The organism is Peribacillus frigoritolerans (assembly GCF_001636405.1).
Classification (GTDB): Bacteria; Bacillota; Bacilli; order Bacillales; family DSM-1321; genus Peribacillus; species Peribacillus frigoritolerans.
Genome location: NZ_KV440950.1, coordinates 4,841,508 through 4,868,311 on the forward strand (window position 1 = coordinate 4,841,508; position 26,804 = coordinate 4,868,311).

A 26,804-nucleotide genomic window follows, 5' to 3' on the forward strand; every position below is an offset into this window, starting at 1 on the left:
GTTATAATGAACAATAATTAGAAGAAATTTACATACCATTAACATTGATGACTGAACTAATAAGCCAAGGATTTTCTTTGTGCTATGAATCGCTCAATAAATAAGATATATAAAAGGTCCATTTACCTGTCTATAACTTTAAAATACAGGGTAAAGTAGAAAGAACCATATATAGGAAAAGGAGGATGGAAAATGGATTTCAAGCCTCGAAATCAAAAAGATCAATCCATTTCAGAATTACGTTATACTTATTCCGCTCGTAACCTATGGTCCGGTTTTCTATTCGGGATCGGATTGGTTGCATTCATCGATGAAGCCATCTTTCATCAACTATTACATTGGCACCATTTCTATGACAAGTCCACAACCAGTATCGGGCTTATCTCGGATGGTTTATTTCATGCCCTAAGCTGGTTCGCAACGGTCGGGTCGTTATTCATGTTCGCTGACCTTCGCCGTCGAAAGGGATTATGGCTGAAAAGGTGGATAGGGGGAGTTTTGCTCGGGGCAGGTTCTTTCCAGTTATATGACGGAATCATCCAGCACAAGCTCATGCGCCTCCATCAAATCCGTTACAATGTCGATATTTTCCCATACGACTTGACTTGGAACATTGCCGCCACAATCATGATCTTGATCGGTATTACCCTCGTCATTCAAACAAGGCGCAGCTTACTTAAAATGAAAGAAGACGCCAGCAATGCACAGTAATGGACATATTCATGATAACGGAACTGGTTTTGAACCGATTTTATTGATGCTACTCATGCCGGGTTTAGTGATTTATATCGCAGCTGTCATCATTTCGAACCGCCGCTATAAAAAATGGCCATTATACCGTACCTTCTTTTGGATTCTTGGCACTCTCTGTGCAGCCTCTGCAATCATAGGCCCAATAGCCAATCGTGCGCATATGGACTTCACGGCGCATATGGTTGGTCATTTACTGCTTGGAATGATTGCACCCATCCTGCTCGTGCTTGCTGCACCCATTACGCTTGCACTGCGAACACTTAATGTACAATCAGCAAGACGCCTTTCAAAGGTGTTGAAAAGTTGGCCGCTGCGATTTTTAAGCAATCCAATCACTGCCTCTGCGCTTAATATTGGAGGGCTTTGGATCCTTTATACGACTGGTCTGTACGGGTTGATGCATCAGAATGCCCTTCTGCATGCATTAGTGCATTTTCACGTGTTCATAGCGGGCTATCTATTCACTGCGTCTATGATTTATATGGACCCTGCACCCCACAGGTTCAGCTTCATGTTTCGAGCTATCGTATTTACAATTTCACTGGCAGGCCATGATATCCTTTCTAAGTATATTTTTGCCCATCCTCCAAGCGGAGTCACAAAGGAACAAGCGGAAAATGGCGGAATGTTAATGTACTATGCCGGTGATGCCATTGACGTTGCACTTATATGCATCCTTTGCTATCAATGGTTCAAAGTCACCCGGCCCAAGGGGTCACTTGCCTTGTAGGAAGGCGGTTCCATGATTACTTCGGTAAACTCCTGCGTTTCTGTTTAATCGTCCAACATTTAGCTCATACTAATTTTTGATGAAAAAATTTTGGATGGAGCTGAATCAAAAATGGAATATGAAGCGAATAATTCTACTGAAAATGCTCTTCGTGATTATAAAGCTGGAATCGGTGTCTTTACGCATAAAATGCCAGATCTTGCTGAGAAATTCAATTCGTTTACGGAAGAGTGCTTTAAAGAAGGTCAATTGTCCAAGAAAGAAAAACAGCTTATCGCACTAGGAATAAGCTTATATTCACAAGATGAATACTGTATTATCTATCATACAAAAGGATGTCTTGATCAAGGCTGTTCCGAACAAGAAATTCTTGAAGCCATTGGTGTGACCGCGGCATTTGGCGGAGGAGCAACCATGAGTCAGGCTGTTACCCTCGTCCAGGAATGCATTCAGGAAATAAATCAGATGAAACAATGATAAAGAAGGGATAGGAGAATCAGTCCTATCCCTTCTTTATGTTATTAATAAATGCTTTTAATGACTCATGTTGTTGTTATTCCCTTGTGCGGGAGCATACGAATTCATCATTTGCTGCATATCCTGCTGTGCAAGCTGCGGAACTTGGTAATAGTGATGTTTGTTTTGATATATCGAAATCTCATAGGCCATTTCAATGCAGTTCGGAACGGAATCTGCAAATACGCGGCGAACCACCGGATTCGTTATTTCAAGCGCTGCCATCGCCTTCATGGATGCTGCAGACTTAACAGCCGCAAGCATCAAGCCTGAAATGCATTCATCCGTAATTTCCGATACGGATTGCAAAGGTTTTTTTGGCTGAGTTGGTGTCAATCCATATATAAAATCGTTACCTTGATTCATTTTGTAGCTCTGAGTTGGTTTAGAAGGATCCTGGCCCGTTTGGAAGCACTCCAATGAAATATTATATTCATCTTGGATGAACTGATATTGACGATCCAGAATGTCGAGTAATTCCTGATCTTGGACATGCTGACGCAAAAGAGTATACGTGTTTAAAGTACCGATCGCTCCCGACAGCACTTCATGTACATCGAATACTTCGTGACCACCGTGATTCAATTGTGGGGGGATGGCACCCGTTTGCATGTTCTGGTGTACTTGACCTTGTTGAAATTGGTTTTGCATTGTATTTCCCTCCTCATTTTATCAATCAAGCGAACACGTTTAGTATGTTAAACCCCAACCGGATTATTCCATCTAAACTCTTCCAAGAAGACCAATAAGCTGAAGCACCATTTTTTCTGTATAAAAAAACCGTGGCGCTTTAAACTATAAACACTTTATATACATGGGAGGATTTCTAATGACACATCAATGCTTCTATTGTAGTGATGTCACGGAAGAAAAAAAAATCCATGTCGTAACATTTCAAGTTACTGACACGGATAGAAATGAAATGCTGTGTGATGAATGTTATCAAGAATGGCTGCAAGGAATAAAAGGGTAAGCATTAAAAGCCCTCTAACATTTCCCAAACACCAACGATGCATGCTTGGATGAATTAAGGGTAACTTAAATTCGTTAATGAATTTCAAGGAGGATGGTTATGGGAATTTTAAGCGGAAATCCGAAAGATGAGCCTATGCATTACGGAGAGGTTTTTGGAACATGGGCATTTCTAACAACTACAAAAGGGTTGATTGCCTGTCATCAAACCATGCTTAATCATACTGGCGACAAGGACCTGCATAAATTGCTTGTTGAAGTGATCAATCAAGGGAAACAGGAACATGACCAACTTGAATCATTATTAAAAGAAAATAACGTAGGACTGCCTCCCTCACCACCTGAAAGGCCTAAAGCTAATTTGGAGGATATTCCCGTCGGGGCACGTCTTCAAGATCCTGAAATCTCCGCTTCAGTATCAATCGATATTAATGCAGGATTAGTTGCTTGCAGCCAAATGATGGGTCAATGCATCCGCGAAGATATTGCACAGATGTTTGCGCAATTCCATACCAACAAAGCTGCATTGGGTGCTGACTTCCTTAGATTGAATAAGGAAAAAGGATGGCTTGTCCCTCCTCCTCTTCATACAAGTATGTAAATAGTAATGATAGATCCCCTTAATCATGTTTTGTAATCGAATCAACATGATTAAGGGATTCATTCCATAAGGACGATTAAGGAATCATTACCATTGAAGACTTTCGATCAAGTGGCACTTTGTACATTGTTGACTATAATCATTTTTCACAAATTCATGGTTGCAATTCTCCCGAAAAATGTTCAGCTCCCTTTTCAGCTGCTCCAATTGAGTTTCCAACTGTTTCATTTCAACTTTTATCTGGATTACCCGATTCATCGAATTCTCCCTCTCGTCGGAATCATTGATAGATTTCCCCATCCGTTTTCCTAAATTCATTCGCTTTTTCTTTAAGCCCTTCATCGATTACCGACTCAAAACCCAGACCCTTTTCCTTCGCCAAATCACGGATGTCCTGAGAGATTCTCATGCTGCAGAATTTCGGTCCGCACATTGAACAGAAATGGGCTGTTTTGGCCCCTTCTGCCGGAAGAGTTTCATCGTGATACTCAACCGCCCTTTCAGGATCAAGGGAAAGATTGAATTGATCTCTCCAACGGAATTCGAATCTAGCCTTCGAAAGGGCATCATCCCGTTTTCTTGCCTGCGGATGGCCTTTTGCAAGATCAGCTGCGTGTGCTGCAATTTTATAAGTAATGACCCCTACCCGAACATCCTCTTTATTCGGAAGTCCCAAATGCTCTTTCGGTGTCACATAGCAAAGCATGGCCGTTCCAAACCATCCAATCATGGCAGCACCAATCGCAGAAGTGATATGGTCGTATCCAGGAGCTATGTCCGTCGTCAATGGTCCCAGGGTATAGAATGGTGCTTCTTGACAGACTTCCAGCTGTTTATCCATATTTTCTTTAATCAAATGCATCGGTACGTGACCGGGTCCCTCCACCATGACTTGAACATCGTGCTTCCAAGCAATCTTCGTCAATTCCCCAAGTGTTTCCAATTCCGCAAATTGTGCCTCATCGTTTGCATCTGCAATGGATCCCGGACGGAGACCGTCACCTAATGAGAAAGAAACATCATACGTCTTCATGATTTCACAAATCTCTTCAAAGTGTGTATAGAGAAAGCTTTCTTGGTGGTGGGCCAAGCACCATTGTGCCATGATGGAGCCTCCCCGGGAAACAATACCCGTAACTCGCTTTGCTGTCATGGGGATGTATCGCAAAAGCACACCAGCGTGTATGGTGAAGTAATCGACACCTTGCTCAGCCTGCTCGATTAATGTATCCCGGAATACTTCCCAATTTAAATCTTCCGCGACCCCATTCACTTTTTCCAATGCTTGATATATCGGAACCGTCCCAACCGGCACAGGTGAATTCCTGATAATCCATTCCCGCGTCGTGTGAATATTCTTTCCTGTGGAAAGATCCATTATGTTGTCTGCACCCCATCGTGTAGCCCAAGTCATTTTCTCCACTTCAGCTTCGATCGATGAACTGACAGCTGAGTTTCCAATATTCGCATTTATCTTCACGTGAAAATTACGTCCGATGATCATGGGCTCACTTTCAGGATGGTTAATATTTGCCGGAATGATTGCCCGCCCGCTAGCTACCTCTTCCCTTACAAACTCAGGAGCTACATTTTCCCTGATCGAAATGAACTCCATTTCTGGAGTAATGATCCCTTTGCGGGCATAATGGAGCTGGGTTACGTTTTTCCCTTTCACCGCACGCAATGGTTTTCTTTTCAATCCCGGAAAAACTTCGGCATTGGATTGTGACTCCACTTTTCTATATCCGTTATCTTCCGGCTTTATTTCACGCCCTTCATACTCTTCAACATCTTCCCGTTCCAGAACCCAGCTGCGTCTAATCGGGGCAAGGCCTTTATGAATATCAATCGGATATTCTGAATCCGTATAGAAGCCGCTTGTATCATATACACGTAAAGGCGGGTTCTCCTCTTCGCCGAATGCCCCTGTCGTCGGACTTAGCTCAATTTCACGCATAGGTACTTTAATATCGGGTCTAGATCCCTCAACATACACTTTTTTACTCCCGGCAAAACTGGACATAATTGAAACGTTCATGTCATTTACTGAATTACTCTTCATGATTTCATTTCTCCTTTTTAAGTTCATTTAAAAAGGACAAAATCCAATCCATTTCGCACGAAAAAGCCAGGTCTCATATTTAAGACCCGGCTAACGTTAGTATGACTACAGGAATGACCAATTGAAAGGTCATCGTTTAGTAGATTTCTAACTTCCCCACGCTGGTATGAACCAGATCAGGTCCTGAGGGTTAAGAAGCTTAAGCGCTTCTCTCTCAGCCCAACTTTTATTGGACACCCCTAGTCTGAATAATTTAATTGATTACAGGGTAACTATATCTCACCCTTTTCATTCTGTAAATAATTTAAAAGACCTAGTATTTTCTCTGCAATCATCTAAAAATTTGTTATTTGGAGGAGGACCGCCAATTAATTCCCCAGGCTCTCAAGGATAGGGAAAAGCTCTTCTAAATGCGTGATTTCGTAGGTTGGAATCACTTCATTCCGTTCCTTATCATGGCGATTTATCCAAACCGACTTTATGCCTACCCGTGATGCTCCAAGGATATCGGTCATTAAATTATCGCCAACCATCAATACTTCATCCTTATCAAGCTCCATGATTTCCAAAGCGTGCTCAAAAATGGAGGCATCCGGTTTACCTCGTCCAAATGCGCCTGAAATCACGATTTGGTCGAAATAAGGAACCAGTTCAGGCGTTATTTCAAGTTTGGTATTTTGCAGTTCAGGAGATCCGTTCGTTAGCAATAGCAATTTGTACTTCCCTTTTAATTCATCCAGAACACGGAATGTTTCTTCATAGATAAATGGCTTTTTGCGTCTTTCGGCCGGGAAACGTTCTGCCAGTTCAAGCCCAAATTCCGGGTCATCGATCCCTAATGCCTTCAAGCCCCTCGTCCACGCTTCTTTCCGATAAGCCGGTACAATCCCGGCCATCTTCCGGAATTCATCATGATCATCCTGAAAATTCCCCCATAGTCCCTCAAATGGGTTGATTCCGATCATTTGAGTGAATGCATATGTATCGTAAGAAGAATAAAGATCACGCGCTTCCTTCCGCACCGCTTCTTCAAACTCGTCGACATTCAGACCATATTTCTCCTTGGCAACTTCGCATGTGGCCACAAAAGCCTCTTTTACACTTTTCTGATCCCATAGTAATGTATCATCTAAATCAAAAAAAACTGCCTTCAGCAAAATGTCCACCCCTCTTTCCCCAATATTGAATTCGTAAAAATTACACTATTACAATAATAAACCACAACCAATAAAAAAAGAATAACTATTCGGAAAATGCATGCCTCTTTCTTCACAAAATGGCTTATCTTTTCCGGTGGGGAACCATATATTCATTTCCCTTTTCCACTTTCAAATACATACAGTTTTCCATTACTGGCAATCTTGAACTTTGGACCGGTGAACCCCCGTCGGATCAGCTCTTTCCTCATATATACCATGAGGGCGGCATGACTCACGATCAGAACATTCCTTTCCCCTTTTGCAAAGACTTCATCCAATACTTTATTGATTCTTTGCTCAGCAAACTTAATTTCCGCCCTTGTCTGCTTGTTGATCACCGAGCAGCAGCGAATCCAGATGGCCCAAAGGATGAACGGCAGCTTCATCCTTCCTCTCAGAGGGGGAGAAGGTATTTCCCGCAGCTCCTCCATCTGATGAACCGTGCCTGGAAAGATGTGTTCCGCTGTCTTGACGGCTCTCGACATATCACTGCAATAACATTCCTGCCATTCCTCCACGCCAAATAAAGTCGTTCCATAAATAATATCCGCTGCATCATAGTCCACAAACCATTGCTTCATATCATCCGCCGTTACAGATTTCCCAGTAGGAAATTCATGCGCCACCTTAAAATGCCGAACCAAACCAATTTTCATATATTCTCCTTCTTATCTTTTAAAATATTCGTTTCTATTTCTTATAAAAGCCCTTAACAATATATTAACCTATGTAAAGCTATATAATAAATACAAGTTGAAACCATTAAAAACCTACTGAGCGCCCCTTGTGTAGGTTAAAGGTTCTCACCGATTGTGTCACTGCAAGAATTTGATTATCATAAGGAAAAATATTATGGCCATATGTAAAAAAGAGAAAGCATATCGCCTTCTCCTTTCGTTTAATCTATGAATTGGAGTTCTGTTATCGTACATCTTTTCCTGAATTTATATTTCCCGCTCAAATCACTGAATTGATAATCATTTAGGGATTTCCCCAGTTGTTCCTTTAGTTTATCCGCCGTGATGGATTCCTCAACTGTCTCTTTCCAATTTTCATTTCCCATTATCTCTTCGAACGGAATGGTAGTCAGGACTTCATCATATATCTGGATGCTTTGATCGATGCCGAAGCTGCCATAGATACTGCCATTTTCATCGGCAAAGATATGCTCCGATTCCAACTCTTCCACCAATACTTCCAGATATTCCTTTGCCTTAACAGGCTTGATGGCAATCTCCGCTTCTGCCTTTACAGGTCCCAATCTCTTATCGATGATCTCTATCGTCAATTTAACGTGAACGGGCGGATAACCAAACCCTTCACAAAGTTCTGCTGCCGAGTTATATAACATCTGAAACATCCTCCTTTTGTCATTATCATTATATAATATAAATACTCCATTCCCTTACCAAAAACCCTTATTCAATATCACTTTGCAACGTGTCTTTTTAGAACATCAACTCACTTTTCCCCTTATCATAATAATAGATTTTGAATGTTTCATCCGCTTATTTTTGTACTTCTGATCATCTACAAATCTTCAATTCTTCCATGGGATTCTACTGTCTTTAGAAGCGCTATGGAAACATATATCAATCATTCAATATTTTAATATATTGAAAAATAGTTTGATTTCAACAAAGAGTAAAGTTATACTCATCCTGAAAATGATTATCAATTTCATTTATTGAAAAGTAAAGGATGAACTAACGAATGTTACATACTCTCTCGCTAAAGGAATTTAAAAATCGTTCAAATGTTTTTCTGTTAATGTGTTTATTCATCCTGGTGATTCTTGGATTGGTGGTGTCCATGTTTTTGGCTGTAACATTTGGGGCAAAAGAGGTTACCTTCAATACCGTGTGGTCAGCGGTTTTTAATTATAACCCCACACTGACACAGCAACAGATTATCCACGAACTACGGCTTCCACGGGTTATTGGCGCAGCATTAGTCGGAGCAGCTTTTGCAGTTGCAGGTGCATTAATGCAAGGAGTAACCCACAATCCCTTAGCTGATGCAGGAATACTTGGAATTAACGCAGGGTCAATGTTTGTGGTAGCCCTTAGTTTTGCTTTCTTTCCAAACATTCCATATTCTCTTTTGATGCTTTTTTCATTTATTGGAGCTGTATTGAGTACATTATGCATTTTTGTTATTGGATCATCTGTGCCAGGAGGATTAACACCCATTCGATTAACAATCTCAGGTGCAGTGATAGCAGCTCTCTTACATTCACTTAGTTCAGGAGTGGCTATTTATTATGATTTGAGTCAAGATTTAGCATTTTGGTATGCGGGAGGTGTTGCGGGGATAAAGTGGAATCATTTGAAAGTATTAGTTCCTATCATTCTTATCGCTATTTTTTGGGCAATATCGTTAGGGCGGTCTGTGTCACTTATTTCCATGGGCAACGATATTTCCACCAATCTTGGTGTGAATACGAATCGTATCAGAATACTCGGAATGATAATAGCGGTTATTCTGGCAGGAGTTTCTGTTTCGGCCGTTGGTTCAATAGGTTTTGTTGGACTTGTAATCCCACATATTTCACGAAAATTGGTTGGAGGATATTATCAGCTCATCATCCCAATGTCAGCATTACTGGGTTCGATACTGTTAATACTGGCTGATCTGGGAGCACGTACGTTGAACCCACCTAGAGAGCTGGCTATTGGTATAATGGTAGCCCTTGTCGGTGTTCCTTTTTTTCTCTATATTGCTCGTAAAGTAGGGAGGAACTTATAGGTGAAATACCTTATGAATGCAGACAACAAGAGGGCATATACAGTTACCATGGTATTTATTTTAATGAGTATAGTTGCAGTACTGATAAGCTTGAATACCGGTACATTGCGGATTTCACCTTTAAAAGTAATCCAAACGCTTTTTGGCTACGGTGATTTTAAAAGTTCTACTGTACTGTTTGATTACCGTATGCCGCGAATCTTGATTACCATGTTGGCGGGAGTTGGATTAGGAATTTCTGGTGCAATCTTACAAGGTTTATCACGTAACCCTTTGGCAGATCCAGGAATTTTAGGCTTACATGCAGGTGCGTCCTTTGGTCTCATTATCTTTGTTACATATTTTCATTCATTAGATGAAAAAGCATCAATTCTTATACCGTTATTTACCTTTTCAGGCGGAGTCTTAACTGCTTTTCTTATTGTTTTACTTGCCTTTGATCGTTACAAAGGCATACCGCCCATTCGACTTATTCTCGTTGGAATTGCGATTTCTGCTGGTTTTAGTGCTATTACACTTTTTCTGTCTCTTCGTCTTGATGAAGAAACCTACTCATTTGCTTCAAGATGGTTAGTTGGAAATGTATGGGGAAGAGATTGGATTCATGTTATTGCCCTTTTTCCGTGGATCCTTATTTTAGCACCTTATGCTTGGTTCCAATCCAACACATTAAATGCCTTATCCCTTGGTGATGACGTAGCAGCCGGACTTGGTGCTTCCGTTCAAAAACAGCGTTTGCTGATGCTAGTAACTGCTGTTGGTTTGTCCTGTGCAAGTGTAGCGATGGCCGGTGGTATTGGATTTATTGGTCTCGTCGCCCCTCATCTTGCCCGTCGGCTTGTTGGCCCAATGTACCAACATTTCCTTCCTGTTGCAGGACTTATAGGGCTCATTATTTTGGTGCTTGCGGATACCATTGGTCGGTCCATATTTCAGCCAAATGCTATTCCAGCTGGTATAGTGGTCGCTGCTATAGGGGCTCCGTATTTTCTTTATTTGCTCACAAAAACAAAATAAATTTTCAATAAGGGGAAAAAAATGAACAAGAAACTTACTATTTTATATGGCATTATGTTAATTCTTATTTTGTCGGCTTGCGGACAAACTTCTTCAAATGATGGTAAATCAGCACAAAAAAATAAACCTGGGAGCGAAGAACCTAGAATCGCTTCACTTTCCATTCACCTAACAAATGATTTGCTTGCATTAGGTATAACTCCAGTTGGTTCTGTTATTGGTGGAGAATTAAAGGATTTTCTGCCTCATGTGAAGGATCAATTAAAAGATACGGAAAAGCTTGGACCTGTGAAAGATCCAGATATGGAAGCGTTGATTGAACTAAGCCCTTCTGTGATTTATCTTGATAAGGAATTTTCAGGACAAGATGTATCAAAATATGAAAAAATCGCACCGACTCATGTATTTAATCTTGATGAAGGAACATGGAGAGATCATTTAAAGTCCGTAGGTAAACTTGTCGATCGTCAACGGCAAGCAGAAAAGTTCATTTCAGATTATGAAAAACAAACAAAAGAAGTGAAAGATTTAATTGAAAATAAACTTGGTGAAGGCAGTAAAGTTATGGCAATGCGCGTTACGGCGAAGGAATTACGAGTATTTAGTACTAAACGACCAATGGGACCTATCTTATTTCAGGATTTAGGTTTTAAACCTGCTAATGGTGTTGAAGACATTGATAAAAATCTGCCTTACGAAGTCATATCTCAAGAAGTTCTTCCAGATTTCGATGCAGATGCTATATTTGTCATTGTCAACGGTGACGATGAGTCTCAGACAGCTTTTAAGCAGTTAGAAGATACACCCATTTGGAAAGGGTTGAAAGCAGTTAAAGGAAAACATGTTTACGTAGTTCCGGACCAGCCATGGCTTGACTATTCAGCACTAGGAAATAAAATGGCCTTGGACAATGCAAAAGAAATCTTTTCAAAATAATTGATTGAGTTATTATTGTTGGTCTATTTTTATAGTATCTTTTAAGCATTTGAGTTACCATAAAATTAATTATTAAGGTTAACACCTATGGGATTATCTAGCCCGGTCTCAATCGATTCAAAAAAGGAAGAATCAGCCTTACTTGAATATAGAGTAATTATGCATGGAAAAAGGCTCTTATTAGTTAAGAGCCTTTTTGAAGTTTATAGGTATATTAATTCTATCCATTCATTTAATATTTTAGTTATCATCATTGACGGTTATTGGGGGAAGAGCAAAGAACAAGAACAAGGAAAATAAGACAGCTAACTGTGAATATTTTTCATTTCAAACGTGAACTGCCTTATTGTAAGTATGCCATCACATTATGGCTTTAGCACCACTTTAATGCATTCATCTTCGTGATCGTTAAAGATTTGATAAGCTTCACTCGCTTTTTCGAGAGGGACTTTATGGGATATGATTTCCGTGGGGTCGAACTTTCCAGCCGTGATTTCATCAAAAAGCTTTGGCATGTAGTGAATGACCGGTGCTTGTCCCATTTTCAGGTTAATGTTCCGCTCAAATATATTGCCTAATGGGAACATATTATATTTCGAACCGTATACGCCAGTCAGTTGGATCGTGCCGAATTTACGTACGGCGTTAAGGGCAATCTCGATCGCACTTAACGTTCCACCCTGAAGTTTCAGCTTTTGCTCAATCGCCTCTATCGTCGATTTCTTCCCATCCATTCCCACACAATCTATGACTACATCGGCCCCGCCTGAAGTGATTTCCTTAATGTAGATGCCCATATCGTTATATTCATCGAAGTTATACGCCTCTACCTTATTCATCCGTTTAGCCTTATTGAGTCTATAAGGTAGATTGTCGATGGCAATGACCCTTTTTGCTCCTTTCATCCAAGCGAACTTCTGAGCCATCAAGCCAATCGGTCCACAGCCCAATATCGCTACCGTATCATCTTTATTGACGCCAGCGTTCTCTACACTCCAATATGCGGTTGGCAGCACATCGGACATGAACAAAAGCGACTCATCTTCTAGTTCACATGACTCTGGGATGACAAACGGCATGAAGTTTCCATATGGTACCCTTAAATATTCTGCCTGCCCGCCTGGATAGTTCCCATATCGTTCCGTAAAACCAAAGTACCCGCCTGTATCCACCGCTTCATTAGGGTTGGAATTATCACATTGACTCTCCATATCATGTTCACAATAATAACAGTGCCCGCAAGAAATGTTGAAAGGCAGGACAACCCTGTCCCCTTTTTTCACCTTTGTCACTTCCGGACCCACTTCTTCGACGATGCCCATCGGTTCATGGCCAATGACATAATCTTTATGCGTCGGCAAAGCCCCCTGATATATATGAAGGTCGGACCCGCATATAGCTGTTGAAGTCACTCGGACGATAATATCATCCTTTTCCTGAAGTTTCGGATCTTCAACCTGTTTTACCTGTATATCTTTTGCTCCTTGAAAAGTTACAGCCTTCATAATCAACCTCCTAAAATTTTCTTGATTTATTTTATATACCCGTCCGAAAGACTACTAAGCCTATGGACATCTAATTTTCGCAAGAATTAATCGCCCATTATGCTGCACCTGGATGACAAAAAAAAAGCCCCGGAAACCGGAACTCACATTTGAAACCATTTATTTAGTAACTTTATTTCCATTATCTTTGTGCTTATACTCACTTAGTACCTCGTTGAACACATCGGGATAATTCGTAAACAGCCCCGTTGCACCCCACTCAAGCGCCTTTTTCATATCGGCTCTTTCATTTACTGTATATGGATGGAATTGGAGGTCATGGTTTCGAACCATCTTCACATATTGTCCGTCAACTTTACTGAAGTTCGGGCCAACGCCAACTGCATATTCCTTTATGGATTCCAATTCTTCATCGGAAATGGTTGCTTGGTTCTTGTAAGAAAAAAGTTGCACAAGAGGTAACCTTGGATTCAAGTCATGAACCTTCATAAGGCTTTCTTTACTGAACGATTGTATTAATACATTCTTTGTACGGCCCTTCGAATCCACCATTTTATATTCTTCGAGAACCTGCAGAAGTTCTTCTTCCATCCCTGGATACACATCAGGGGACTTTGTTTCGATATAGTAATTGGCCTTCTTTCCAAACTTCTTAAAGACTTCTTCAAGAGTAGGGACCTTTAACCCTTCATATCCCTCTTTTGCCAATTGTGGATATTTTTCATTGAACCAAGTACCGGCATCCAGTTTCTTGATTTCTGCCAGCGTTAAATCCTTCACAAGCCCAGTACCATTCGTTGTACGATCCACTTTTTCATCATGCATTGCTACCAATCTACCATCCTTGGTCATTTGAAGATCGATTTCTATGTAGTCGCCTTTCATTTGTTCTCCCATTTGATAAGCGGGAATGGTATGTTCAGGTGCATAACCAGAAGCTCCCCTATGTGCGACATTCACAATTTTTTTCTCATGAATAGATGAATTGGAATGACTTCCATTTGCAGCGGAGGCCCCCATTGAAGTAGCCTGCAATATAAAGGCCGCACTCATCATACAAAAACCGAATTTCTTTAGATTCGTTTTCATTTCCCTCTCTCCCTCCTATTATTACCATTATTTTAAAAGGGGAATGTGAATCTACAGCGAATATAATGTAAAGAAATAATATAGTAGTTAAAATGGTTAAAATAACCTATCAAAAGCAGGGCATTCATGCAGTTCGTTCTACCCAACCAAAAAGTTGAATGAAAACTTTATTGTTTGATTAATGGGAAGAAGCCTCCTAAAAGCCTCTTTTTCTAAAAAAATATAAAATGTTTCTTGGCATGTACATATTGAAATGGTAGAAAAAAACGATCGTCCAAATGATTATAACTAAATATTTCCAAACCCTCCGCATTTCTTAACTCCTTACTCCGCTTTTATGCAAGTCATGCTTCTTATTCAAACAATTTAAGTCTTCCATGCCTATAATAAAACCAAACTTATAGGCGCTAAATTCCAGATATTAGATAGGATGTACCGATGTTGACACACCTTTGTGGCCCGGACAGGATGTTTTCCTTAAATCCTTTACCTTTCCAAAATATAGATATAAAGGTTATCGATGACAAAATCTATCTTTTTCTGATTTACAAAAAACTAGTATCATATTACTATTAAGCAAACAGAATATTAATACTAAGGGGAATTATGTTAAAAAATTATCAATATTATCAAAACAAACACCGATTTATACTGAAGGCTTTCATGGCAATGATATCCTTTTTACTATTAGTTGGGATTTCTGTATCACCTATAAGTTGGAAAGATAATCCCTACGAGATGACATTACAGGTCATTTTAATATCGGGGATGATAATTTCTCTGTTATTTTTCTTAAAAACAGAAGTCAATTTTTATAAAACCCTATTCATTTTCTTAATTACTGTTTATTTTTATAGCAAGTTTTGGATATTCCCGGATACTGCCATCATGCTGGCCTTATTTGCTATAGCACCCTTGTTTCCCATTTTTCTCTTTGATAAGATCGGGTTTTATATTGTGGCCACTTTAAATATCATATTAGGTCCCGCTTCCATATTGATCATTTCAAAAACGGATCTTCAACACACTTATGAATATGTCGCTTTGGACAGTTTCGGCAACACGCTTAATTTCATCGCTATTCAAATCATATTGGTATTCGTATTCATAGGAACCAACAATAGGATGGAGTCCAATAATGCATTTCATAAGGAAATACAGCAGGCCAAGCAATTGAACTCAGTCGGACAGCTAGCTGCCACCATTGCACATGAGATACGTAATCCGATTACGGTCGTTAAAGGGTTTGCCCAGCTATTAGATCAAGAGAAAGAACTGAATGAAACGGAAAAATTTTATGTACAGACCATGCTTACGGAACTTGAATATACACAAGTGATTATCAATGACTATTTGTCTTTAGCTAAACCGCAAACGGATAATGTACAGGTCATTCCTTTAAATGATGAAATCCAAAAGATTTCCGACCTATTGACCAGTTTTGCCAATAATCGCAACATCGGCTTTCTTCTCGATTTCCGTGACGACCTGCACATTAACATGAATCCCATCGAGCTTAAACAGATACTGGTCAATATCATGAAAAATGGAATTGAGTCAATGAACAAACCCGGATTCATCAAGGTGGAAACAGAGCAGGAACGCACTATGGCAAAAATACGAATAACGGATACAGGAATAGGCTTATCAAAAGAACAGCTTGAAATACTCGGCACCCCATTTTACTCGCTTAAAGATAGGGGAACCGGTATCGGTCTGACCGTTTGTTATTCCATCGTTCAAAAATACAAAGGGAAAATCGCGGTACAGAGCGAAGTGAACAAAGGAACATCGTTCACCATTTATTTGCCCTTATATAAAGAAATAGATTAAACATACATACCTAATAAGAAAAAGGATGACCACCCATCACCGGGCGGTCATCCTTTTTCAATTAGGCTTTAAAACTATCTTGCCATTTCAGCAAATGATTTTCTAAAAGGCGGACTAACGAGTCTGAGATTTTACCAGCGAGGGCAAAAATGATGATGCCTACGAATACGACGTCCGTTTGCATGAATGAACGGGCATCCTGGATCATGAAGCCCACCCCTCTATCCGCACCAAGCAATTCAGCGACGACCAGGCACATCCAAGCCGCACTTAAGGCTAAACGGATACCAAGTAATATGTTAGGCAATGCTGCCGGGATCATGAGCTTCGTTATTTGTTCCCGACGGCTAAACTCCAAGATTAGGGCAACATCGTAGAGTTTTTTATCCACATTCCGAAGACCCAAAAAAGTTTGTAGATATAGAGGAAAAAAAGCACCTAAAGCAATAAGCAGCACTTTTGATAGTTCACCAAACCCGAACCACATAATGAATAAAGGCGTGATCGCGAGTAAAGGAACCGTTCGTAACATTTGAATGCTTGGGTTAAGATACTCTTCGGATTTTTTTTGCATCCCAACGATGACTCCAAACAATAAGCCTAAAAACCCTCCTAAGGCAAAGCCAAGAAAAGCCCGCGTTAAACTGATCTGTAAATGCATGCCCATTTCCCCCGACTGGACGAGATCAATGAACGTCATGACGATCAATAAAGGGGATGAGAACAATTGGGCAGGCAGGATGCCAACCGAACCTAATGCTTGCCATGCAATCAGCACGACAACGGGAAGGACCGAACCCCGCAATGCCGATTTGGCAAGTTTGGATTGTTTTGTCGTTTCCCTTATGACAAGGTGCTTGTTTTGTGCAACGGTCTGTGTAGACATAATTTTCATCCTTCCTTTTTCAAAAATTCAATTAAATGCTCCAATCTTCCACCTCTGCTGGATGATGTTCAAGTTGGGTTAATATGACGGACCTGAATTCCTGGAACGCTTTGCTTGTTCGGGTTCTTGGGTATGGCAAATCAATCGGAACGATAGCTTTAATCCGTCCAGGCTTTGCATCCATGACGACCACCTTCCTCGATAAAAAGATGGATTCATCAATATCATGGGTGACTAGCACCATCGTTGTCTTATTCCTCTCCCATATTTCCAGTAAAGCCTCTTGAAGATGCGTTCGCGTGAATGCATCCAATGCACCGAATGGCTCATCCAGCAATAAAACTTCAGGATTTCGCAATAAGGCCCTGGCAATGGCCACACGCTGCGACATTCCTCCGGATAATTGGCGTGGATACGCCTTCTCAAAACCTTTTAGTTTAACAAGTGATATCAAATCATCCACCCTTTTTCGAATGTCCGGTTTCTTTAATGGAAGGTTACCTGCAATATTCTTCTCCACGTTTAGCCATGGAAATAATCGGTGCTCCTGAAAAATGAAACCACGGTCTTTAGATGGGGCGCTAACCTTAAGATTCCCTGCCATGATCGTGCCATCAAAGTCTGAATCAAGTCCTGCGATCAACTTTAATAATGTGCTTTTCCCGCAGCCGCTCGGACCAATGATGGTTACGAACTCACCATTGTTGACGGTCAGATTTAAATGATCCAAAACATGGACACTTTCATTTTCATTCTTAAATGTTTTGCTTACTTGATTAATTTCTAACGTCGCAACCAATCCCCTCACCCTTTCTTAATTAAAAAAATAGAGATCCAGCAATAAGGCACATATTGTCCCTTTGCTGAATCTCTAGTTAACTAGTCGATTCAATATTTCATTTTATATTAACTTATCGATTATTTATAATCAACACCTAATACCAATTTATTTTATCGGATTAGTCGCAAAAAAATAATTGACAGATAATTCTAACAGCTGTTAAGATGCATTCATACACAAATCCGCTTCACACTGGAGCCAATTAAATAAAGGTCATGTGAATCAACTGGACTACCGGAGATTCAATGAAGAGTAACCAAGCAAACTCTTCGTTGAATCTCTTTTTCGTCATTAGTCTGACTATCCAGATGTGTATAGCTGTATAAAAGGAGGGAATTCATGAAGGAATATCGTAAATATCTAACCGCAGTACTACTTGCCATCATTAGCATCGCTGTATTGGCAGGCTGTAATTCCGATGCCGGCAAAGCTTCCGGGAAAAGTGATTCACTGAAAGTTCATATTGCCTTAAATGGCAAGATGGGACCATTGGTCATTGCAAAGGAAAAGGGATTGTTCAACGAAGAGTTTTCTAAACTGGATGCCCAAATCGAATGGAGTGAATTCCAGAGTGGTCCCCCGCTTTTGGAATCCCTCGCTTCCAATCGGGTTGACCTGTCTTTTTTAGGGGATGGTGCACTGATTGCCGGCATTGATAAGAATCTGCCATTCGAAGTGATTGCACAAACAGGACGGGGTGAGTCATCTGTCCGGATCCTGGCTCAAGCAGAAGGTAACATAAAGAAGATTGAAGACTTAAAAGGAAAAACGGTCGGTGTTGCCTCGGGGACAACGGGTCATGTGTATTTAATCAAGGCATTGAAAGCCCATGGCTTAACGACTGATGACATTAAACTCATCAATTTGCAACCAGATGATGCTCAGGCGGCTTTTGAAACCAAAAAATTGGACGCCTGGGCAATATGGAACCCTTATTACCTTAATAATATTGAAAAAGGGAATGCTGTCGCACTTAAAGTAAAAGGAAAAATATTAGCTCCTGGTGCAATCATTGCACGTAAGGGCTTTGCCGAAGAGCATCCTGAAATTGTCGAGGCCTATTTAAAGGTTTATAAAAAAGCAGCCGACTGGCAAATTGAAAATCCAGATGAAGCATCTGAAATTTATTCCAAAGAAACTAAATTGCCAGTCGGTACGGTCAAGACAATAATAACGGCCGAAGAACCAAATATCTTCTTTACCGAAGATGCCATCAAAGCACAACAAGAATCCATCGATACTTTAGCTGGTGTGGGTTATATCAAGAAATCATTTAATTTTAAAAATCACATCAACAATGAATACATTGAGAAAGCCTTTAAAAAATAAAAAACTAACCTTACAGGAGGAGATTGATTATGACGGAAACTAAAACACAACAATTGAAAGTGGTACCGGTAGCAGGAAGGATTGGAGCGGAAATTCAAGGAGTGCAATTAAGCGGAGACTTGGATTTAACTATTTTCAATGAAATCAAACAAGCGTTAAACGATCATAAAGTCATATTCTTCAAAGGTCAAAATCATTTGGACGATGCCAGCCAAGAAGCATTTGCCAAACTATTGGGTGAACCTTATGCACATCCTACAGTACCGGTCAAAGACAATACTAATTATATTTTCGAGCTTGACTCCGAACGCGGTGCTAAAGCAAACCATTGGCACACTGATGTCACTTTCGTTCCAGAGGTTCCTAAATACTCTGTTTTAAGAGGGGTGACCATCCCTGATGTCGGCGGAGATACAGTTTGGGCCAATACGAATGAAGCATATGAGGACCTGCCGGATGGATTGAAGAAATTAGCGGACGGACTATGGGCTATCCATACAAATGAATATGATTATGCTCAATTTAAACCAGCCGAAAACATTGATGATAAGGTTAAAAAGAAGTATCGTGATATATTCGAATCGACCATTTATAAAACAAGGCACCCAGTCGTCCACGTACACGCCGAAACCGGAAAAAGGCATTTGTTATTAGGTGGCTTTGCTGGTAGAGTGGAAGGCTATACAACAAGTGAATCCGAAAGATTATTAAGCATCTTCGATTCATACGTCACGCGCTTAGAAAATACCGTGCGTTGGCAATGGAGTGAAGGCGACGTGGCCATTTGGGATAACCTAGCCACGCAGCATTACGCTATTGCCGATTACGGGAACCAGCACCGCGTCGTTCGCAGGGTCACTGTAGGAAAAGACGTTCCCGTAAACAAGGAGAACGAGTCCAGCAGACTAATTATTAAGAAATAAAACTCCTGTATCGAAGGTAAGCTTCCATTACTTGACTGCCCCATAAGCGAATGAAAACATTCAAACGGCCTTATTGCAGGAAGTTTGAGTGTTTTCTTTATTGAGTAGGACTAGCCAACTCGCCCTTTGGCATTTTCAGTACTTTGTCCCCTCATTTAAAATTAACTTCAATGAATTCAGCCTCTTCTGCCCGACTTAATGTTCCATGGGCTTTTCCAACGGTGCCTGCTTTGTCTTCCCAAAAGAAGTTATGGTCCTGAACGATCGTGCTAAAATCAAAATCTCGCCACCGGGCAGCGATGGACAGCAATCTATCTCTATGCTGAAAATCACTTGAATCCACTATTTTATAAACTTCTTCTATATTCTTAGGGGATATCGGTATAGCTCCCCATTTATCTTGCGAACGAACCTTTTGATGAGTCATTTTATGCATGACGTCCATGACTTCCGTTTCGGTTGAGCCCTCATCAAGTCCTGTTTCAAATTCAATCCCATCATATATCGCCGTTTTCGCTTCAAGTTCCGCAGCTTTAGCTTTCGCTTCTCTTTTGGCTTCGATTTTTTCATCTTCTCTTTCTCTTTCAATTTGTTCTTTGGCTTCCCTGGCTTCCATTACGAGTTGAGCTTTTTCGTACTCATTGGAGTTCTCCATGATTTTAAAGGAAGCAACCCCCACCCCGAATAATGCAACAGCAGAGATTCCACTAATAAGTAAAACCTTTTGCGGTTTCTTCATAAAAACTTCCTCCAAGATTGATAATGTCAGATACTATTTATTTTAACATATTAAATGGATGGACTATCCAGAAAAGGAAGACATCCAACCCAGATATCGATAATTACCCAACATACCATTCCATTTTTTTAAGAAGATTCATTCGTCACTCATTGCATACTTGGTGACACATATAATGCAGCAACAGTAGACAAAGACAAATTGATAATACCGGGTGCCGGGCATTGTGAAGCGGAGTTAGTGGATTTGGATTAGTATTGGAACAAGGTAGGGGGGGGGGTGGATAAATATATGGAGTAATGTAAAAAGGTAAAAGAAACTGCCAATCTAACAGCAGTTTCTTTTCGTTTTCGTACAGCCAGCGTCTTTATCGGAATTAATTATCCTGAACGATTATTTCATCGATTATACCGTAATCCTTCGCCTCATTTGCACTTAAGAAGTAATCGCGATCTGTATCCTTCGCCACCTTTTCGATAGGCTGACCGGTCCTTTCGGAGATGATTTGATTGATATGATCCTTTAGCTTCAAAATCCTTCGGGCAGAAATTTCGATTTCCGTTGCTTGCCCCCTCGCCCCACCAAGCGGTTGATGAAGCATGATTTCACTATTTGGCAAAGCGCACCTTTTCCCTTTCGTACCCGCCAATAAAAGCATGGCACCGAATGATGCGGCCATCCCCGTACATACAGTCCGAATATCAGGCTTAATATATTGCATTGTATCATAAATGGCGAAACCGGCACTGGTCGATCCCCCCGGACTGTTTATGAAGATGGTAATTTCTTTATCAGGTGCATCTGCTGCCAAGAATAACAATTGGGCAACCACACTATTGGCTAAATGATCGGTGATTTCTTCCCCAATCATGATGATACGGTCTTTTAGAAGTCTGGAATAAATATCGTACGAGCGCTCACCCTTGCTGGATTGCTCAATTACATATGGAATGGTGGTCATATCTCTTCTTCCTCCTAACAATAATATTGGCTATGCAGCCATTGAGAGTGTGTTTGAAGGAGTGAAGCTTGATTTGGAAAGATTCGAACGATTCATCAGTTTTGGAATCATCGACTCACTGTTCAGGGATTTGAAAGATGGGATGCTTCTAATGAGGATATCAGGATTTTGGGCTTTTAAAGCCTGTGTCATCAGGGACATGAGACGCTGCTCCTCCTCATCCTGCCAAACTTCCACGCAAGACAACCTACGATCTTCCACGTCATTCTCAAAACGCTTCTTCACACGGTTCAAGATTGCCTTTACAGCCGTTTCCGTGGTGTTCAAGTAATCTGAGATTTCTTTTGACCGGTAGAGGAATCCTTCCTTTAATATGAACACTACCGCTTGTTTCGGGGTAAGGGATTTTATTATATATTCAACCGTTTCAAAGACATTTCCCCCAACTGCCCCCAGTTGTTCGGTATCCAACAGATCGTCTAAAGATTCTTTTTTCCTTTTTCGTATCGTATCAATCCAGGAATGTCGGGCTATCGTCTTCAATAAAGCTGTGGTTATCACCGTTTTTTTCCCATAGCCCTGCATTGCCTTCAATATCGTTTCCTGAGCCAAATCATCCCCATCCCAATTATTTTGGGTCAGAAATCGGCAAAACCGAATCAATTCAGGATAAACTTCACGCAAAATTGTACCGTTATCCTTTTCTTCAGAAATATCTTCCCTCAATTTATTTATCATTTTTCTCACTCCTTCAACACCCTCTATCCTCTAAACGTTTCAGAAAGAGAAAAAGATATGGGGGTGAAAAATTTTCCTTCATGCTTCATTATATTCTATTCCATTTTTTCCATTGGATTTCCTTTCATACTAAAAACCTGTTTGGTTAAGATCCAAACAGGCTAATATAGGCCTCCCCCGCTGTGTACCCGGTTCATCACCAATCATTTCAGTGTAGACCATTACTCCCGTGCATTCCGCTTCATTCCAATAAGCCAGCCAGAAGCTTGGATGTAACGTACCTGATGTCCATGGTGTGAATCCTGAATTCGATCCATAGGAACTCTGCTGCTATTCTAAGTGTTCAATGCATTCGACCGTGTATTCGCTAGGTTCCATTTCGTTTACTTCCATACCAAACCAACTGGAGGAGCGACTCTCATTAGCGCTATCTTTACAATAGTTCACCATAGACCCTGCTGGCTTTTCTTCAGATTCAGACTCTTGATCGCTCATCTCTTCAAAATTCACCGACCGCTCGTTATGACGCTCGCTGTCTGAACTATCATTATCCAGGTCTGCGAACATGAACATGCAGTAAAAAACCAAAACCATAATTGCCATGGTTATCACCCTTGACATTATAGGGTGTAATTTTTTCAATATAGCCAAAACTCTCTTCATGGTGGTTTCCCCAATCCTGCTAAAGCATATTACATTCAGAATGAATTAATTCATCTATTAAATATCCATCAATAACACTAGTTTAGAAAAATATTACTATTTTCATTATATCAAGTTCCAGAAGTTTTTATTGCCATTATTCAATAAACAACTAAAAATACTCCGAACCCTATAAAATGGACAGTCCAAAAAATATCAATATACCCTCAAATTGACTTCCCTCCTTTTTCAGTGTTACTCTTAAAAGTATACATTCAAAATACTGATTCCATTGGCGTGAAATAAGGGTGATCACTTTTGCCAAAAGAACATTTAATTGACGTTCAACCAATCAGATCTTCGGAAAAATTAGATGATATGAAATGGTCATTGAAAAGACATTGCAGCGAGAGAGACTACATATTATTCTTGTTAGGCATCAATACCGGCTTACGGGTGACTGATCTATTATCGCTGAAGATAAAGGACATTGAAGGCAAGATGGAGGTCATCATCAAGGAAGGGAAAACAAAAAAGCCAAGAATGATACAGCTCAATACTATATGTAATGAATTGGCCGCCTATATAGCCACCATTGATGGTGAATGGCTATTCCCCTCACGCAAGGGAGATAAGCCAATAAGTATGATACAAGCTTACAGACAGCTTAATAAAGCGGCTGACATGGTGGACATCGAGGGCGTCGGTACACATACCATGCGGAAAACATTCGGGTACTGGCACTATAAACGAAGTAAGAACCTCGCTGAGTTACAAATGATCCTTAACCATTCACACCCTGTAATTACACTTAAGTACATTGGGGTTGCTGATGAAGGAACAGAGGGCAGCTTATATGACTTTACACTATGGGAGGACGGAAGAAATGTCACTGACTGAATACAATGCAAAATATGAATCTATCATTCGCAGCAATATTTCCGACAGACAAAAGGCATTGAAGTTAGCTGATCTAATGACCGATATGGAAGGCCAGCTAAAAAATGAAATCGGGGAACATCGAAATAAAGAGGTAAATGCTTTATATAAAAAAGTATCCCTTTTCTCCAACTTGTTATGAAATAGTCCTAAGACCTTGCCCTTATGTGCAGAGGTCTTTTTTTTGCCTTGAAGGTAAATGATTTGTTTCCTTAAGGCTTTACACTGAACTCAATTAACATCCGACTGACTCGGTACTGGTTTCCATGTTTACAAATTAAACATACTTAAGGAATACTTTTTCGCCATCATTTCCAAGATTTTTATCCCGGCAACGCTGTTCCCCTTCTCATCCAGCGCTGCACCATAAATTCCAATCCCGCATTTTCCGGGGACGGCCCCCATGATTCCCCCTGACACACCGCTTTTAGCCGGTATGCCAACATTAATGGCAAATTCACCTGATGCGTTATACATGCCACAGGTAACCATGAATGTCTTGCAAATACGGGCAATGTCCCCTGGGATGATTTGCTTTCCCGTCAGCAAATCTTTACCATTCATGGCCAGCACACAGCCTATCCTCGCTAAATCCTGACTGTCCATTTCAATGGCACACTGCTTAGAATACAATTCGATTAAATCCTCCACATCCTCATTTATTACTTGATGCTGTTTTAAAAAATAACTTAACGACCTATTCAAGTCTGCTGTATTATATTCTGACCGGGCAACATCTTCATTAAAGCCGATATTCGGATTTTGCGTCAATTCCCGGATAAAATGTAAAATACGTTCAAATCGCTCGGTTACACTGGCCCCCTCAATCATGTGGGTCACAGTCAATGCTCCTGCATTGATCATGGGGTTTAACGGCTTGGATGGCTTGTTTGTCTCTAGCTTGGCAATCGAATTAAAAGGATCGCCAGTGGGTTCTTTTCCTACATAGGAAAAAACATGATCCTCCCCTTTTTCCATTAACACAAGAGCAAGTGTCAAAACTTTTGATATGCTTTGAAGGGTCATTTTACCGCTTACATCCCCCGCACAATATCCTTTCCCGTCAGGATAGTAAATAGCAACAGACAAATCCCCAGGATTAGCCTTTTCAAGAGCCGGTATATAGTCTGCCACTGTCCCGTCACTCGTATATTTTTTTGCCTCATCAACCAGTTGCTGTAATTCGTCATTGGACCTGCATTGACATCCCATATTGTTCACAATTTTCCGCCCCTTAGAAAATATGTTTTTGTGAAGCGTTCCTAGATAGTGTTTTTTTATTTATTGCCATATTCCATCGATATTATTTATAAAACTGCGAAACGGCTACTTTCCTGGTCTTGGATTTCTTCCTAGTCCTCCCTCCTGTTTAATGCAAAGGTTCTTTTTTAAAGAATAAAGAAAAACAACAACATATATAACAATAGTCAAGCTGTAAGACTGGTGAGCTAACGCCTTGTAGAAAAACAGGGGCAACTTCTCTGTTCTTTAAAGATTTAATTGAAAAAAGAAGGAATTAGAAGCGATCAGACGGAAATATAGACCATACGAATATTATCTTTTATATGTATTTCACACTTGATGGAAAGTAGGAAAAGTCATGGGAAAATCAAAAAGTTTACAAGAAATCTATAACGCCAACCGTCCAGAAAATAATGAACTTTTCCGAGCGATACAACAGCAGCTACAAATGAAATATCCAGACAAACGAATGACAACCACGAGAACAATGCAAATAATTGTGGCTGATAGTGTTTCATCTGGAGAACTGCGTAATGTGGAAGCCCGCCTTCTTTACAGTTTATAAGGATCTGTTGTTTCATAAGCCCTTTAAAATTTTCGAGCACAGAAACGATCCCATCATTGAAAGAATTTCTAAAAAAAAATGGCCCATTTGTTGAATAAAGTAAATGGATGAAGTATATAATCCAACTGGTTATGATCGAACATGAGACATAACGATCAAGCTTGAATCAACATGGTACATATAATTTGGTTCGTTTCGTAAACAAACTTCATTCTTTCGCCTACGTCGTGCACCCGGTGCAATGATTTTTGCCTTTGGAAAAGTCTCAGATATTTTATTACTCAATTTCAATATATACCTACTTTCAACTGGTGAGTAAAAATGCTCAAAAGATAAAGATTGACAACATTTTTAGAGTGACTCATACTAGTAATGACTCGGGTGACAGAATATTATGAATAGTGGAGGGGTAATTATGAATAAGATTTTCGTTCCTAACGCAATCGCCACTTTAACAAGGCTTTTCTACAGTTCGACTACAACGAATGAGTATTTAGCTATGAGAACCGCTCAATTCTATATTGAAGACCTGAAGTTACTGCAAGACGTGGAGGCTGTTGCCTTGGCGATCGAAAATCAAAATGCTTTCGCATTAATGTCTAAATTCAAATTATTTGATTATAAGGCTGCTGAAAGAATTGAAATCGCACTCTCCGCTTCTGGCTATACCGAAGCAGACTTGAATGCTATGAATATTGAATTCTAAATCATTTATCAAAGTTAACGAAACGAATGGCAGAGTTAATACTCTTTGACCATTCGTTTCTTTTTTTTAATCGTAGTAACAAACATGTTCCTTAATGGATAATTCATGTATCGTTTTGTAGCTTCAATAGGCGTCTGTCACAGTGTATCACATGATATCCTAATACCCTTAATCACTCCCATGATTTTTTGTTTGCTCCTTCGTTTCACTTTTCCTTCATTCTTGAGTAATGGAAAATTATTTGATCTTGTAGTGTCATGAACACAAAAAAGCTTCACACAATTAAGTGTGAAGCTTTTTGTAATAGCAATCATACGCTATTGGTGATACCG

30 protein-coding genes and 1 riboswitch are annotated in these 26,804 nt (G+C 40.2%); of the genes, 15 read left to right on the forward strand and 15 right to left on the reverse strand.

The genetic code is table 11. From position 1 onward, the window contains the following. Window positions 1-192 precede the first annotated feature (192 nt). The 3 genes from A6755_RS22795 (at window position 193) to A6755_RS22805 (ending at window position 1,960) form a co-directional block, all read left to right on the forward strand. A complete protein-coding gene (locus A6755_RS22795; RefSeq protein ID WP_063592062.1) occupies window positions 193-711 on the forward strand; it encodes a DUF2243 domain-containing protein in 519 nt (172 codons plus the stop codon). Further along, complete coding sequence (locus tag A6755_RS22800) at window positions 701-1,483, forward strand: cytochrome c oxidase assembly protein (protein ID WP_063592063.1); 783 nt, start codon at window positions 701-703, stop codon at window positions 1,481-1,483. The genes A6755_RS22795 and A6755_RS22800 overlap by 11 nt, the downstream gene beginning before the upstream one ends. A 111-nt stretch (window positions 1,484-1,594) precedes the next feature. Continuing rightward, window positions 1,595-1,960, forward strand: a complete 366-nt coding sequence (locus tag A6755_RS22805; RefSeq protein WP_034305272.1) for a carboxymuconolactone decarboxylase family protein — start codon at window positions 1,595-1,597, stop codon at window positions 1,958-1,960. 57 nt (window positions 1,961-2,017) lie between these two features. On the opposite strand, the gene A6755_RS22810 is transcribed toward A6755_RS22805, so the two are convergent. Then, window positions 2,018-2,650: a spore coat protein gene (locus tag A6755_RS22810; protein WP_063592064.1), complete on the reverse strand. Its 633-nt coding sequence runs from the start codon at window positions 2,648-2,650 to the stop codon at window positions 2,018-2,020. 178 nt (window positions 2,651-2,828) lie between these two features. On the opposite strand from A6755_RS22810, the gene A6755_RS27320 reads away from it, so the two are divergent. Further along, a complete protein-coding gene (locus A6755_RS27320) occupies window positions 2,829-2,972 on the forward strand; it encodes a hypothetical protein (protein WP_174878762.1) in 144 nt (47 codons plus the stop codon). Between the two features lie 99 nt (window positions 2,973-3,071). Beyond that, on the forward strand, window positions 3,072-3,572 hold the full coding sequence (locus A6755_RS22815; RefSeq protein ID WP_063592065.1) for a DUF3231 family protein: 501 nt from the start codon (window positions 3,072-3,074) through the stop codon (window positions 3,570-3,572). Window positions 3,573-3,659: 87 nt separating this feature from the next. On the opposite strand, the gene A6755_RS27325 is transcribed toward A6755_RS22815, so the two are convergent. The 5 genes from A6755_RS27325 to A6755_RS22835 all read right to left on the reverse strand — a co-directional run bounded on the left by A6755_RS27325 (window position 3,660) and on the right by A6755_RS22835 (window position 8,184). Continuing rightward, window positions 3,660-3,830, reverse strand: a complete 171-nt coding sequence (locus A6755_RS27325; protein ID WP_153246124.1) for a hypothetical protein — start codon at window positions 3,828-3,830, stop codon at window positions 3,660-3,662. A 22-nt stretch (window positions 3,831-3,852) separates the two neighbouring features. Next, window positions 3,853-5,634 (reverse strand): phosphomethylpyrimidine synthase ThiC, encoded by a 1,782-nt coding sequence (gene thiC, locus A6755_RS22820; RefSeq protein ID WP_048684249.1) that lies wholly within the window; start codon window positions 5,632-5,634, stop codon window positions 3,853-3,855. Between the two features lie 136 nt (window positions 5,635-5,770). Continuing rightward, window positions 5,771-5,885: riboswitch (TPP riboswitch) on the reverse strand. Between the two features lie 117 nt (window positions 5,886-6,002). Then, window positions 6,003-6,791, reverse strand: coding sequence for an HAD family hydrolase (locus A6755_RS22825; RefSeq protein ID WP_063592066.1), 789 nt, complete (start codon window positions 6,789-6,791; stop codon window positions 6,003-6,005). Window positions 6,792-6,943: 152 nt separating this feature from the next. Next, window positions 6,944-7,489 (reverse strand): histidine phosphatase family protein, encoded by a 546-nt coding sequence (locus A6755_RS22830; RefSeq protein ID WP_063592067.1) that lies wholly within the window; start codon window positions 7,487-7,489, stop codon window positions 6,944-6,946. A 242-nt stretch (window positions 7,490-7,731) separates the two neighbouring features. Continuing rightward, entirely contained in the window at window positions 7,732-8,184 is a 453-nt protein-coding gene (locus tag A6755_RS22835; protein ID WP_063592068.1) for a hypothetical protein, read from the reverse strand. Window positions 8,185-8,603: 419 nt separating this feature from the next. On the opposite strand from A6755_RS22835, the gene A6755_RS22840 reads away from it, so the two are divergent. From A6755_RS22840 to A6755_RS22850, 3 genes are read left to right on the forward strand one after another with little or no spacing between them, the layout of a single operon-like run. Continuing rightward, window positions 8,604-9,581, forward strand: coding sequence for a FecCD family ABC transporter permease (locus A6755_RS22840; RefSeq protein ID WP_225989166.1), 978 nt, complete (start codon window positions 8,604-8,606; stop codon window positions 9,579-9,581). A 12-nt stretch (window positions 9,582-9,593) separates the two neighbouring features. Beyond that, the gene (locus A6755_RS22845) at window positions 9,594-10,598 is read left to right on the forward strand and encodes a FecCD family ABC transporter permease (RefSeq protein WP_371748484.1); all 1,005 of its coding nucleotides are present in this window, start codon (window positions 9,594-9,596) and stop codon (window positions 10,596-10,598) included. A 21-nt stretch (window positions 10,599-10,619) separates the two neighbouring features. Next, on the forward strand, window positions 10,620-11,534 hold the full coding sequence (locus A6755_RS22850) for an iron-hydroxamate ABC transporter substrate-binding protein (RefSeq protein WP_063592071.1): 915 nt from the start codon (window positions 10,620-10,622) through the stop codon (window positions 11,532-11,534). 365 nt (window positions 11,535-11,899) lie between these two features. Here the strand turns inward: A6755_RS22850 and A6755_RS22860 are convergent, their stop codons facing one another. After that, a complete protein-coding gene (locus tag A6755_RS22860; protein ID WP_063592073.1) occupies window positions 11,900-13,039 on the reverse strand; it encodes a zinc-dependent alcohol dehydrogenase in 1,140 nt (379 codons plus the stop codon). Between the two features lie 159 nt (window positions 13,040-13,198). Next, on the reverse strand, window positions 13,199-14,128 hold the full coding sequence (locus A6755_RS22865; protein WP_034305298.1) for a glycerophosphodiester phosphodiesterase: 930 nt from the start codon (window positions 14,126-14,128) through the stop codon (window positions 13,199-13,201). A 663-nt stretch (window positions 14,129-14,791) separates the two neighbouring features. On the opposite strand from A6755_RS22865, the gene A6755_RS22870 reads away from it, so the two are divergent. Beyond that, the gene (locus A6755_RS22870; RefSeq protein WP_174878763.1) at window positions 14,792-15,961 is read left to right on the forward strand and encodes an ATP-binding protein; all 1,170 of its coding nucleotides are present in this window, start codon (window positions 14,792-14,794) and stop codon (window positions 15,959-15,961) included. 61 nt (window positions 15,962-16,022) lie between these two features. Here the strand turns inward: A6755_RS22870 and A6755_RS22875 are convergent, their stop codons facing one another. After that, window positions 16,023-16,856 carry an ABC transporter permease gene (locus tag A6755_RS22875; protein WP_063592075.1) on the reverse strand — a complete coding sequence of 278 codons (834 nt, stop codon included), beginning with the start codon at window positions 16,854-16,856 and terminating at the stop codon, window positions 16,023-16,025. Between the two features lie 22 nt (window positions 16,857-16,878). Then, window positions 16,879-17,646, reverse strand: coding sequence for an ABC transporter ATP-binding protein (locus tag A6755_RS22880; RefSeq protein WP_063592076.1), 768 nt, complete (start codon window positions 17,644-17,646; stop codon window positions 16,879-16,881). A gap of 381 nt (window positions 17,647-18,027) precedes the next feature. Here A6755_RS22880 and A6755_RS22885 point away from each other — a divergent pair, with 381 nt between their 5' ends. Together A6755_RS22885 and A6755_RS22890 are read left to right on the forward strand one after the other, a co-directional pair. Next, window positions 18,028-19,017, forward strand: a complete 990-nt coding sequence (locus tag A6755_RS22885) for an ABC transporter substrate-binding protein (RefSeq protein ID WP_063592077.1) — start codon at window positions 18,028-18,030, stop codon at window positions 19,015-19,017. A 29-nt stretch (window positions 19,018-19,046) separates the two neighbouring features. Beyond that, entirely contained in the window at window positions 19,047-19,940 is an 894-nt protein-coding gene (locus A6755_RS22890; protein ID WP_063592078.1) for a TauD/TfdA dioxygenase family protein, read from the forward strand. Between the two features lie 151 nt (window positions 19,941-20,091). Here the strand turns inward: A6755_RS22890 and A6755_RS22895 are convergent, their stop codons facing one another. The 4 genes from A6755_RS22895 to A6755_RS22910 form a co-directional block, all read right to left on the reverse strand. Continuing rightward, window positions 20,092-20,679 (reverse strand): DUF6241 domain-containing protein, encoded by a 588-nt coding sequence (locus tag A6755_RS22895; RefSeq protein ID WP_063592079.1) that lies wholly within the window; start codon window positions 20,677-20,679, stop codon window positions 20,092-20,094. Between the two features lie 376 nt (window positions 20,680-21,055). Beyond that, the gene (clpP, locus tag A6755_RS22900; RefSeq protein WP_034305312.1) at window positions 21,056-21,640 is read right to left on the reverse strand and encodes an ATP-dependent Clp endopeptidase proteolytic subunit ClpP; all 585 of its coding nucleotides are present in this window, start codon (window positions 21,638-21,640) and stop codon (window positions 21,056-21,058) included. A gap of 30 nt (window positions 21,641-21,670) precedes the next feature. Next, window positions 21,671-22,378, reverse strand: coding sequence for a sigma factor (locus A6755_RS22905; RefSeq protein ID WP_052137180.1), 708 nt, complete (start codon window positions 22,376-22,378; stop codon window positions 21,671-21,673). A 330-nt stretch (window positions 22,379-22,708) separates the two neighbouring features. After that, window positions 22,709-22,981: a hypothetical protein gene (locus tag A6755_RS22910; protein ID WP_134402178.1), complete on the reverse strand. Its 273-nt coding sequence runs from the start codon at window positions 22,979-22,981 to the stop codon at window positions 22,709-22,711. Between the two features lie 417 nt (window positions 22,982-23,398). Here A6755_RS22910 and A6755_RS22915 point away from each other — a divergent pair, with 417 nt between their 5' ends. Together A6755_RS22915 and A6755_RS22920 are read left to right on the forward strand one after the other, a co-directional pair. Then, window positions 23,399-23,920: a tyrosine-type recombinase/integrase gene (locus A6755_RS22915; RefSeq protein ID WP_063592669.1), complete on the forward strand. Its 522-nt coding sequence runs from the start codon at window positions 23,399-23,401 to the stop codon at window positions 23,918-23,920. Next, window positions 23,907-24,101 (forward strand): hypothetical protein, encoded by a 195-nt coding sequence (locus tag A6755_RS22920; RefSeq protein WP_053533812.1) that lies wholly within the window; start codon window positions 23,907-23,909, stop codon window positions 24,099-24,101. The genes A6755_RS22915 and A6755_RS22920 overlap by 14 nt, the downstream gene beginning before the upstream one ends. A gap of 128 nt (window positions 24,102-24,229) precedes the next feature. Here the strand turns inward: A6755_RS22920 and glsA are convergent, their stop codons facing one another. Continuing rightward, window positions 24,230-25,171, reverse strand: a complete 942-nt coding sequence (gene glsA, locus A6755_RS22925) for a glutaminase A (protein ID WP_063592670.1) — start codon at window positions 25,169-25,171, stop codon at window positions 24,230-24,232. A 388-nt stretch (window positions 25,172-25,559) separates the two neighbouring features. Between glsA and A6755_RS22930 the strand changes: the two genes are divergently transcribed. Together A6755_RS22930 and A6755_RS22935 are read left to right on the forward strand one after the other, a co-directional pair. Continuing rightward, the gene (locus tag A6755_RS22930) at window positions 25,560-25,766 is read left to right on the forward strand and encodes a hypothetical protein (protein ID WP_063592081.1); all 207 of its coding nucleotides are present in this window, start codon (window positions 25,560-25,562) and stop codon (window positions 25,764-25,766) included. A gap of 415 nt (window positions 25,767-26,181) precedes the next feature. After that, on the forward strand, window positions 26,182-26,472 hold the full coding sequence (locus A6755_RS22935) for a hypothetical protein (RefSeq protein WP_053533810.1): 291 nt from the start codon (window positions 26,182-26,184) through the stop codon (window positions 26,470-26,472). The last annotated feature ends 332 nt before the right edge of the window (window positions 26,473-26,804 follow it).

Bases quoted from the DNA above. Each gene is read 5' to 3' on its own strand.
- A6755_RS22910 (WP_134402178.1), bottom strand. From the start codon at position 22,981: ATGGCAATTATGGTTTTGGTTTTTTACTGCATGTTCATGTTCGCAGAC.
- A6755_RS22865 (WP_034305298.1), bottom strand. From the start codon at position 14,128: ATGAAAACGAATCTAAAGAAATTCGGTTTTTGTATGATGAGTGCGGCC.
- clpP (WP_034305312.1), bottom strand. From the start codon at position 21,640: ATGACCACCATTCCATATGTAATTGAGCAATCCAGCAAGGGTGAGCGC.
- A6755_RS22860 (WP_063592073.1), bottom strand. From the start codon at position 13,039: ATGAAGGCTGTAACTTTTCAAGGAGCAAAAGATATACAGGTAAAACAG.
- A6755_RS22915 (WP_063592669.1), top strand. From the start codon at position 23,399: ATGAAATGGTCATTGAAAAGACATTGCAGCGAGAGAGACTACATATTA.
- A6755_RS22895 (WP_063592079.1), bottom strand. From the start codon at position 20,679: ATGAAGAAACCGCAAAAGGTTTTACTTATTAGTGGAATCTCTGCTGTT.
- A6755_RS22930 (WP_063592081.1), top strand. From the start codon at position 25,560: ATGGGAAAATCAAAAAGTTTACAAGAAATCTATAACGCCAACCGTCCA.
- A6755_RS22885 (WP_063592077.1), top strand. From the start codon at position 18,028: ATGAAGGAATATCGTAAATATCTAACCGCAGTACTACTTGCCATCATT.
- A6755_RS22920 (WP_053533812.1), top strand. From the start codon at position 23,907: ATGTCACTGACTGAATACAATGCAAAATATGAATCTATCATTCGCAGC.
- A6755_RS22795 (WP_063592062.1), top strand. From the start codon at position 193: ATGGATTTCAAGCCTCGAAATCAAAAAGATCAATCCATTTCAGAATTA.
- A6755_RS22935 (WP_053533810.1), top strand. From the start codon at position 26,182: ATGAATAAGATTTTCGTTCCTAACGCAATCGCCACTTTAACAAGGCTT.
- A6755_RS27320 (WP_174878762.1), top strand. From the start codon at position 2,829: ATGACACATCAATGCTTCTATTGTAGTGATGTCACGGAAGAAAAAAAA.
- A6755_RS22815 (WP_063592065.1), top strand. From the start codon at position 3,072: ATGGGAATTTTAAGCGGAAATCCGAAAGATGAGCCTATGCATTACGGA.
- glsA (WP_063592670.1), bottom strand. From the start codon at position 25,171: ATGGGATGTCAATGCAGGTCCAATGACGAATTACAGCAACTGGTTGAT.
- A6755_RS22845 (WP_371748484.1), top strand. From the start codon at position 9,594: ATGAATGCAGACAACAAGAGGGCATATACAGTTACCATGGTATTTATT.
- A6755_RS22840 (WP_225989166.1), top strand. From the start codon at position 8,604: ATGTGTTTATTCATCCTGGTGATTCTTGGATTGGTGGTGTCCATGTTT.
- A6755_RS22850 (WP_063592071.1), top strand. From the start codon at position 10,620: ATGAACAAGAAACTTACTATTTTATATGGCATTATGTTAATTCTTATT.
- A6755_RS22805 (WP_034305272.1), top strand. From the start codon at position 1,595: ATGGAATATGAAGCGAATAATTCTACTGAAAATGCTCTTCGTGATTAT.
- A6755_RS22905 (WP_052137180.1), bottom strand. From the start codon at position 22,378: ATGATAAATAAATTGAGGGAAGATATTTCTGAAGAAAAGGATAACGGT.
- A6755_RS22890 (WP_063592078.1), top strand. From the start codon at position 19,047: ATGACGGAAACTAAAACACAACAATTGAAAGTGGTACCGGTAGCAGGA.
- A6755_RS22800 (WP_063592063.1), top strand. From the start codon at position 701: ATGCACAGTAATGGACATATTCATGATAACGGAACTGGTTTTGAACCG.
- thiC (WP_048684249.1), bottom strand. From the start codon at position 5,634: ATGAAGAGTAATTCAGTAAATGACATGAACGTTTCAATTATGTCCAGT.
- A6755_RS22810 (WP_063592064.1), bottom strand. From the start codon at position 2,650: ATGCAAAACCAATTTCAACAAGGTCAAGTACACCAGAACATGCAAACG.
- A6755_RS27325 (WP_153246124.1), bottom strand. From the start codon at position 3,830: ATGAATCGGGTAATCCAGATAAAAGTTGAAATGAAACAGTTGGAAACT.
- A6755_RS22870 (WP_174878763.1), top strand. From the start codon at position 14,792: ATGGCAATGATATCCTTTTTACTATTAGTTGGGATTTCTGTATCACCT.
- A6755_RS22835 (WP_063592068.1), bottom strand. From the start codon at position 8,184: ATGTTATATAACTCGGCAGCAGAACTTTGTGAAGGGTTTGGTTATCCG.
- A6755_RS22830 (WP_063592067.1), bottom strand. From the start codon at position 7,489: ATGAAAATTGGTTTGGTTCGGCATTTTAAGGTGGCGCATGAATTTCCT.
- A6755_RS22875 (WP_063592075.1), bottom strand. From the start codon at position 16,856: ATGAAAATTATGTCTACACAGACCGTTGCACAAAACAAGCACCTTGTC.